This window comes from Stenotrophomonas sp. SrG, from assembly GCF_050031795.1.
GTDB classification, from domain to species: domain Bacteria; phylum Pseudomonadota; class Gammaproteobacteria; order Xanthomonadales; family Xanthomonadaceae; genus Stenotrophomonas; species Stenotrophomonas rhizophila_A.
Map to the genome: position 1 here is coordinate 1 of NZ_JBNBBE010001753.1, position 230 is coordinate 230.

The following is a 230-nucleotide window of genomic DNA, read 5'->3' on the forward strand; positions in this document are numbered from 1 at the left end:
GTGGACAAGATGCTCACCGAGGTGCCGGCCTCGACCTGGCAGGCCTATCTGCGCTTCCACACCGTCGATCACGCCGCGCCTTACCTGAGCAGCGCGTTAGAAAAGGCCAACTTCGACTTCTACGGCACCACCCTGCGTGGCCAGAAGGAAATGCAGCCGCGCTGGAAGCGCGTGGTGGAGTCGGTCAACTCCTCCATCGGCGAAGGCCTTGGCCAGCTGTACGTGGACGC

General features: G+C 63.5%; 1 pseudogene. It reads left to right on the forward strand.

Annotation, left to right across the window (positions count from 1 at the left end):
- Positions 1 to 230, forward strand: a pseudogene (locus ACQG3P_RS25270) (peptidase); the annotation flags it as partial.